This window comes from Vibrio fujianensis (assembly GCF_002749895.1).
Taxonomy (GTDB): domain Bacteria; phylum Pseudomonadota; class Gammaproteobacteria; order Enterobacterales; family Vibrionaceae; genus Vibrio; species Vibrio fujianensis.
This window is the reverse complement of the sequence record NZ_NBUS01000040.1, coordinates 282,549-289,638: the sequence shown is the minus strand read 5'-3', so window position 1 is coordinate 289,638 and position 7,090 is coordinate 282,549. Positions and strand designations below refer to the sequence as shown.

Genomic DNA, 7,090 nt, shown 5'->3' with positions numbered 1-7,090 from the left:
GTGACTGCCAGCCATAACCCTCCCGAGTATAATGGTTTTAAAGTTTATTGGGGAAATGGCGCACAAATCATTCCGCCTCATGATGCAGGCATTGCGGCAGAGATCGAACTGGCGGCAGTGCAAGAAATTCTAACGCTAGATTTGAAGACAGCAGAGCAACAAGGTCTACTGGTTTGGCTGGAAGAAAATTATTACCAGACTTACCGCCAAACCATTAATGCCAGCCCACTTCTTCAAAATCACACTCACCCAGAAAATATCACATTGGCCTATACGGCGATGCATGGTGTTGGCGCTGAAATGGCGGAAACGTTACTAGCGGATGCGGGTTTTACTCAGGTGTACAGCGTGCAAGAACAGCGCGAACCCGATGGTACTTTTCCTACCGTACATTTCCCAAATCCAGAAGAAGCGGGCGCGATGGATCGAGTCATTGCATTAGCCAGTTCGGTTAATGCTCAACTAGCTTGTGCCAATGATCCTGACGCTGATCGGTTTGCGGTCGCTATCCGTAAATTGAACGGGGAATACCAAATGTTAACGGGCGATCAAGTCGGGGCGTTACTGGGCCACTACTTGCTCAATCAGACTCATCAACAGCAGCCTCTGGTTGGAAATACCATCGTATCGTCTAGCCTATTACATAAAATAGCCCACGCTCATGGTGCGAAATATTATCAAACCTTGACCGGGTTCAAATGGTTAACCAATATTGCCATGCAGCAACAAAGCGAGCAGCATCCTTTCTTATTTGCCTACGAAGAAGCCTTGGGTTACACCGTTGGCAATACCGTTTGGGATAAAGATGGCTTATCTGCCATGGTTGCCTTTGCGCAACTTGCCGCAGAGTTATATAGCCAAGGAAAAACAATTTGGGATCAGCTTGAATCTCTTTACCGTCAGCATGGTTTATATGTCACCGCTCAGCGTAGTATTGCGCTGGATCCGGATACCCCCCCCATTGGCGATCAACTACGTGCAGCGCCACCTCAATCGATTGCAGGTCAAGCTATCTTAAGCTGGGACGATCTCAAACACGCGCTTCGTCACCATCAAGATGGCTCAAGTGAAACACTGACGTTACCCAGCAGTGATGTACTCATTTACCACTTGGCCAACGGCGCTCGGGTGATTGTACGACCTTCAGGTACTGAACCAAAGCTCAAATGTTACTATGAGGTGATCGGCAGTTTTGATGATCATGAAAGCTTCAGTGATGCTCAGCAACGAGCAGAAGAACAGATGGCGCTATTGATTAGTGAGCATCAAAAAAGCCTATAATCTAAGCGCAGAAGCTCAACCTCATCACAGAGGTTGGGCTCTTTAACTATTCAAGAAAGGGATGACAATCCCGCTAACCATCCAGAGTGCCAAGAGCAAAAAAATCGTCCCCATCAATTTATGTTGATAACATCGAAATTTATCATTTTCTAACAATGTGTTACCGAATAAACCCACCAAGGCAACTAATGATAAATTAAATAATAACCCACAAATATTGAGTAAAATACCCAACGCGAGCATTTGCTCACCTGAGCTGGCGGCTATCTTATGAGAAACAAACTGAGGCAAAAACATAACAAAGAAAACCAATGCCTTAGGATTAAGTAAATTACTCAATAAGGCTCGTTGATAAAACGTTTTTGCCAATTTTGATTCAATCGCCACCGTCACCGCTGAATGCTCAGTCGCCCGCAGACAATCGATGCCCATTTTCAATAAATACGCCCCACCCAATAACTGTAGAATTGTCAATGCCATCGGATTCATAGCAACCATGGTGGAGACGCCTAGTGCTGCCAGTAAAGTTAAAATCACACCAGAAGTGGCATTGCCTAAGCTAGCAAAAACTCCGACTCTACGTCCATAACTCAAACTAGAGCTGGCAATCAATAACATATCTGGGCCAGGTAATAACAGCAAGGCAATCACCGCCGTGAGATACACAGGAAGAATCGATAAATCAATCATTACTATCTTTCATATAATAAATAAAACCAGAAATTTTATATCAATAAATAAGAAAAACATAATTATATAAGTAATATATTGACAAAGTATCCAGTCAATTACTTCAATAAAAAAATCAGGCGAAATTTTGTACAAGTATTTGTTGTTCAATGGTGGTTAGATAAGGTTTTCACACTGTATTTTGTCAAGGCAACAAGATACAGTCAGCCTATTGATTAGGATGATTTATGAGTAACCACATTTTGTCACAACACACTGAAATAGAGTCTCAGTCACGCTTATTCTGGCAAGGCTGTCTTGCCATGTTACCACTCAGTATCGCCGTTTTACCTTGGGGATTATTAGCAGGTTCCTTTGCGATTGATGCCGGTTTAACCTTATTAGAAGGTCAGGCTCTTTCGGCGATTCTCTTTGCCGGCTCCGCACAGTTGGTTGCTATCGGAATGATGAAAACGGGCGCGGGATTAATGACCCTGCTGATGACCACCTTTTTTATTACTTCTCGCCATTTCCTCTACAGCGTCTCCATGCGTAAGAAAATAAGCCCGCTGCCTCTTCGTTGGCGTTTAACGCTTGGCTTTCTTCTCACCGATGAATTATTTGCTATTTGTGGGCAACAAAGTGATCAGCAATTTCAGCGCTGGTATGCATTAGGGGCAGGGCTGAGTTTTTATTTATGCTGGAACCTCGCCACTTTGGTGGGCATTATTGCAGGGCAATACTTACCCGCTTTAAATGAATTAGGCTTGGATTTTGCGGTGGCAGCAACCTTTATCGCGATTGTCATTCCCACGGTGAAAAATCGAGCCGTTTTAGTTTCCATACTCGTCGCACTGATACTTTCAGTCGGGTTAACCGTCTTTCATGTGCAAGGAAGTTTAATGATCGCCAGCATTGGCGCTATGTTAGCGGGATTTTTCACCGAACAAATGACCGGAGGAAAAGTATGATTATCCTGTTTATTTTTGCGATGGCAGCGTTGGTGTTCTTAAGCCGGTATTTATTTTTAGAGCCTCATCTTCCTCTTCGCCTCAGCCCAACATTGCACCGCTTACTAAGCTACTCAGGCCCTGCAGTATTAACCGCCATTTGGGCCCCTATTGTCTTTACTCATAAAGGCACACTTTGGATAACCCACCACAACCCTTATCTGTGGGCGGCACTACTGGCGGTAATATTGGCGTGGAAAACCAGCAATGTACTACTCACCACTCTTATTAGCATGGCAATGTTTTTATTGCTCAATATCGTACTCCTGTCTTGAAACGAAATGTTGCTTCGTCAACCACACCAATTTAGGAGTGGATTCTTCAACTCACTCGGCTGGCTACTCTGCCAGCCATTCAACTTCTATCAAGACTTGATCAGCACATTTTAAACGCCCTAAAAATCGATCCCCCTGATGCACTTCGCCAACGCCTTGGGGCGTACCAGTCATCACAATGTCGTTATCGCACACGGAGGTATATGTTTTTAACTCAGCCAAAATTGCGTCTGGTTTATAAATCATCTGTGCCACACCGCCACCTTGTACTCGGACGCTATTAATAAATAGTTCCAGTTGTAAATCAGAGATATTTACGCCTGGCAATGGAATAAATCGACTTAACACCGCTGAACCATCAAAGGCTTTGGCTCGCTCCCACGGTAACTGTTTCTGTTTCAACTGTGATTGTAAAGTCCGTTTCGTTAAGTCTAATCCCAAGCCTACCGCAGTATAAAGACCATTTTCCACCAAAAAGCAGATTTCAGTTTCGTAATGTAAAGCTTCTTGATGGAAAGCCCGTAAGGTGGAAGTAATACTGCTGTTCGGTTTATTAAACACCACCATCTGTTCTGGGAAGGGATTATTCAGCTCTTTGATATGGTCAGCATAATTGCGCCCGACACACAGTACCTTTGATGGATAGACTAACTGTCCTGCATAACGTACGGCGTTCATTTCTCGTCCTTGAATGATGAGTAAAAACAAAGTGTAACCGATCTTTTTTAATCACCAACCTTCACGCTAAAAATCCTAATAGAAATAAGATCCCTGACTCAATATGCGGCAATAGTCCGCGCTTCATCACCAAACATATTCATTTTTATTCAATAAAAACAAAACCTAATCGTCACAATTAAGCAATCAAATCGTCATTTTAAAATCTTAACTTATTCTCAACCAAAACATAGGGCATGAAGCTCAATTCACTATCAATAAGGTAATAACAATGAAACAAGCAGTAGTAGCAACCGCAATCTTCGCCGCTCTCGCTTCTGGTTCCGCGATGGCAGCCACTGTGTATAAAGCAGAGGGTACAGAACTCAAAGTGGGCGGTCGTGCAGAAGCACGCTTCAATATATCTGATAATAACGAGTCGGATAGCTCGACTAAATTTAAAGATAAATCACGTGCTCGGTTCAATTTAGTGGGTAAAACCACCATTGCTGACGATCTGTACGGTTTTGGTCAATACGAAGCGGAATTAGATGGCAGTGACAATTTAACTAATCGCTACTTCTTTGCTGGGCTTGGTACTTCTCTCGGAGCATTCTCATATGGCAAACAAGATTCTGCACAAGTAATGCTCACAAACTTCACCGATATCATGGCAACCTTTGGTGCCGATGCCGCTGACATTGTTGACGGCAATAAAGATAAACGCACCAATAACTTCCTTTATAGCGCTAAATTTGATGCATTATCAGTCCAAGCTAACTATCTTGCTGGAGAGAAAAAACAGGCCAATGGCGATGATGACAGCAGTTTCGGTATTGCTCTTAAATACGACTTCAACATGTTTACACTCGGCTTAGGCTATGTCGGACAAGACAATGATGACAAACAGTTCAACCTTGCTGCTTCCATAACACCAACAGACTCTCTCAGCCTAGCGGCGCTCTTTGTCAAAGGAGAAAAATCGTCTGAAGATATTATCGGTTATGAACTTGCCGCTAAATTTAAAGCCAATAAACAGCTTGATTTAGTCGGTGTGTATAACTTCCAAGAAAATGATGATACCAATACCGATCTAGCGAAAAACTTTGCTATCGAAGCGGTCTATAAATTTAACGGCAATATTCGAACGTATGCTGGTTACAAATTTGAGCAGCTGAACAATAAAGATGATCAACTCCAAGCAGGCATCCGTTACGATTTCTAGTTTCTCGTCTACTCCATAAATACTGTCCTTTTGCTTAGCCTCTCTCACCGGGAGGCTTTTTTCACTGCAATGAACAGTGATCTCAGCTATCTTGATTATATTCAGATACATTAGATGTGCTGCTCAATCGAGCTTATCTACTTAAATACTCATTTATCGAGATCACCAACATGGCAACTCCTATCAATATCACTTTATACCGTTGGGCTGGTCAATTTGGACCATTTAAAGTCAAAATACCTTGTGGTGAGTGCACCTTAACGCTCGATATTCTCAAAGACACCTTCAACCATGAACTGTCCGACGTGGAGATCAATCTACAAACAAAAGAGTGGCTTAGCCATTGGTGGGAACCATTGAAATTCGGCGCTTGGCATGCACCAATTGTGGTTGTTGAAGGTAAATTGATCAGTCAAGGTGAGGCGATGAATCGTGGTGTGCTTATACAAGCTGTCATAAACGAGTGGCGCAAACGTCAATCTCTGCAAGGGAATATTATATTTGGTAAAGCGGGCTGTCCTTATTGCCAAAAAGCCCAGCAAGCACTTCACGAGGCAAGTATTTCTTTTCAATATTTTGATGTGATAAAAGACAGTGCGGCGCTCTACCGGATGATTCCCGAAGTAAAAGCAATGATTGGCCCGAAAACCCCTGTCACAGTGCCACAAATCTGGCTTGATAGCCAATACATCGGGGGCTACGATGCGTTGACTCAATGGCTAGCCGACTCCTCTACGAGTCAATCATCCCGAGTATAACGTCACGCAAAAACCCCGAGCATTCACTCGGGGCTTTTCATATTCTGTTTAGGCAAAGTTATTTGCTCATTTTCTTCCACACGTTTTTGATGAAAGATTTTTTCTTTGGTTTAGCTTTGCCATAGAGGGCTTCATGCATCATTTGTTTCGCGATGATTTGGCCCATATAGACGGTACCTAAATCGTTACCCATGACAATCTCCTACAATAATTACGTAAATTAATTACCAAACAAAGTAAATATATCACACAATAAGGCAAAAAAAAGCCATGAATCACATAAATTTAGTTATTTTATTACAATCTAATTTCGTTTTGGTTGCTGGTAAGTTTTTCCCGCAGCTTTATAAGTCTCTTTAGCCTTAATCGAAAATTGTGAATCAAAAAACCAAGCGATAAACCTAATTACATCGTCCCCTTCGTTCATCACATGCTCAATAAACTCTTGCTCTTCACCTTGCTCATTTTCTTCTTGTGTCACATGATAGATACGCTTTTCTCCATCAACGGTAGCCAAAGCAAACTGTCCGGTTAACGCTTGCGCGGCTTCGGCAATATCAGACTCGTCATGCGTTTTTAATACTTCCAGAGCCTGTGGCAAATTTGGCTGTTGACAAAGGTTTTTCACCAGAGCCTCAAATTGTTTTTGCTGCATTATTATCCCCCAAAATTATTTGAGGGGAGATTATATACTGAACGCCGACAAGGTACAGAATTCAAATACTTCCCGACGTCTCCTCCATGTCTGGCTATCATTACCACCCAATCGCTCCGAAAGTCGTAGAGTCATAAAGTGGCAAATCCATGCATCTTCATCCATAGTTTCTCTATGCATATGATCAATGATTAGCACCATCAAATTATATTAAGACTAGGTAGTTTCCTTTAAACCGTACAGTGAGCAAGCTATGATAACCACCAGCACCTTGGCTAGAGATGCTGTCAGTTTAGAGACAGTGAATAAATTGCTGTTGCTTGACGGTAAGTCTCTCTATGAACAATCCGTATTGAGTTTACATACTCACTTTCAGACCGAGACAACCCAGCTATTGGAGATCGATAAATTAAACTATAAAGCGGTGATGCTTGCTTACGCAGGAAATAACCCAGCATCTACCCATTGCTATATGATAAAAGGAAGTCTCTTCGAGCACATTGCACATTCTAAGCAAGAATTTTCGCTCATCACTGAGCACTCTCTCTCGACTTTTGCCC

9 protein-coding genes and 1 pseudogene are annotated in these 7,090 nt (G+C 42.6%); 6 read left to right on the top strand and 4 right to left on the bottom strand.

Features of this window, described 5'->3' with window-relative positions:
- Nucleotides 1–1,281, top strand: a 1,281-nt coding sequence (locus B7C60_RS07175; protein WP_245868787.1) for a phospho-sugar mutase, incomplete at its 5' end; no start/stop codon positions are given.
- A 42-nt stretch (nt 1,282–1,323) separates the two neighbouring features.
- On the opposite strand, the gene B7C60_RS07170 is transcribed toward B7C60_RS07175, so the two are convergent.
- Entirely contained in the window at nt 1,324–1,971 is a 648-nt protein-coding gene (locus B7C60_RS07170; protein ID WP_099611060.1) for a LysE family translocator, read from the bottom strand.
- Between the two features lie 227 nt (nt 1,972–2,198).
- Here B7C60_RS07170 and B7C60_RS07165 point away from each other — a divergent pair, with 227 nt between their 5' ends.
- Both B7C60_RS07165 and B7C60_RS07160 read left to right on the top strand, forming a co-directional pair.
- Nucleotides 2,199–2,921 carry an AzlC family ABC transporter permease gene (locus B7C60_RS07165; RefSeq protein ID WP_170887406.1) on the top strand — a complete coding sequence of 241 codons (723 nt, stop codon included), beginning with the start codon at nt 2,199–2,201 and terminating at the stop codon, nt 2,919–2,921.
- On the top strand, nt 2,918–3,235 hold the full coding sequence (locus B7C60_RS07160) for an AzlD domain-containing protein (protein ID WP_099611059.1): 318 nt from the start codon (nt 2,918–2,920) through the stop codon (nt 3,233–3,235). Before B7C60_RS07165 ends, B7C60_RS07160 begins: the two co-directional genes overlap by 4 nt.
- Nucleotides 3,236–3,298: 63 nt before the next feature.
- Here the strand turns inward: B7C60_RS07160 and B7C60_RS07155 are convergent, their stop codons facing one another.
- The gene (locus tag B7C60_RS07155; protein WP_099611058.1) at nt 3,299–3,913 is read right to left on the bottom strand and encodes a fumarylacetoacetate hydrolase family protein; all 615 of its coding nucleotides are present in this window, start codon (nt 3,911–3,913) and stop codon (nt 3,299–3,301) included.
- Between the two features lie 271 nt (nt 3,914–4,184).
- On the opposite strand from B7C60_RS07155, the gene B7C60_RS07150 reads away from it, so the two are divergent.
- Nucleotides 4,185–5,117 (top strand): porin, encoded by a 933-nt coding sequence (locus B7C60_RS07150; RefSeq protein ID WP_099611057.1) that lies wholly within the window; start codon nt 4,185–4,187, stop codon nt 5,115–5,117.
- Between the two features lie 170 nt (nt 5,118–5,287).
- Nucleotides 5,288–5,875: a glutaredoxin family protein gene (locus B7C60_RS07145; protein ID WP_099611056.1), complete on the top strand. Its 588-nt coding sequence runs from the start codon at nt 5,288–5,290 to the stop codon at nt 5,873–5,875.
- A gap of 58 nt (nt 5,876–5,933) precedes the next feature.
- On the opposite strand, the gene B7C60_RS19985 is transcribed toward B7C60_RS07145, so the two are convergent.
- Nucleotides 5,934–6,068, bottom strand: a complete 135-nt coding sequence (locus tag B7C60_RS19985; RefSeq protein WP_099611055.1) for a hypothetical protein — start codon at nt 6,066–6,068, stop codon at nt 5,934–5,936.
- Between the two features lie 111 nt (nt 6,069–6,179).
- A complete protein-coding gene (locus B7C60_RS07135) occupies nt 6,180–6,530 on the bottom strand; it encodes a hypothetical protein (protein ID WP_099611054.1) in 351 nt (116 codons plus the stop codon).
- A 253-nt stretch (nt 6,531–6,783) separates the two neighbouring features.
- On the opposite strand from B7C60_RS07135, the pseudogene B7C60_RS18240 reads away from it, so the two are divergent.
- Nucleotides 6,784–7,090, top strand: a pseudogene (locus tag B7C60_RS18240) (diguanylate cyclase); the annotation flags it as partial.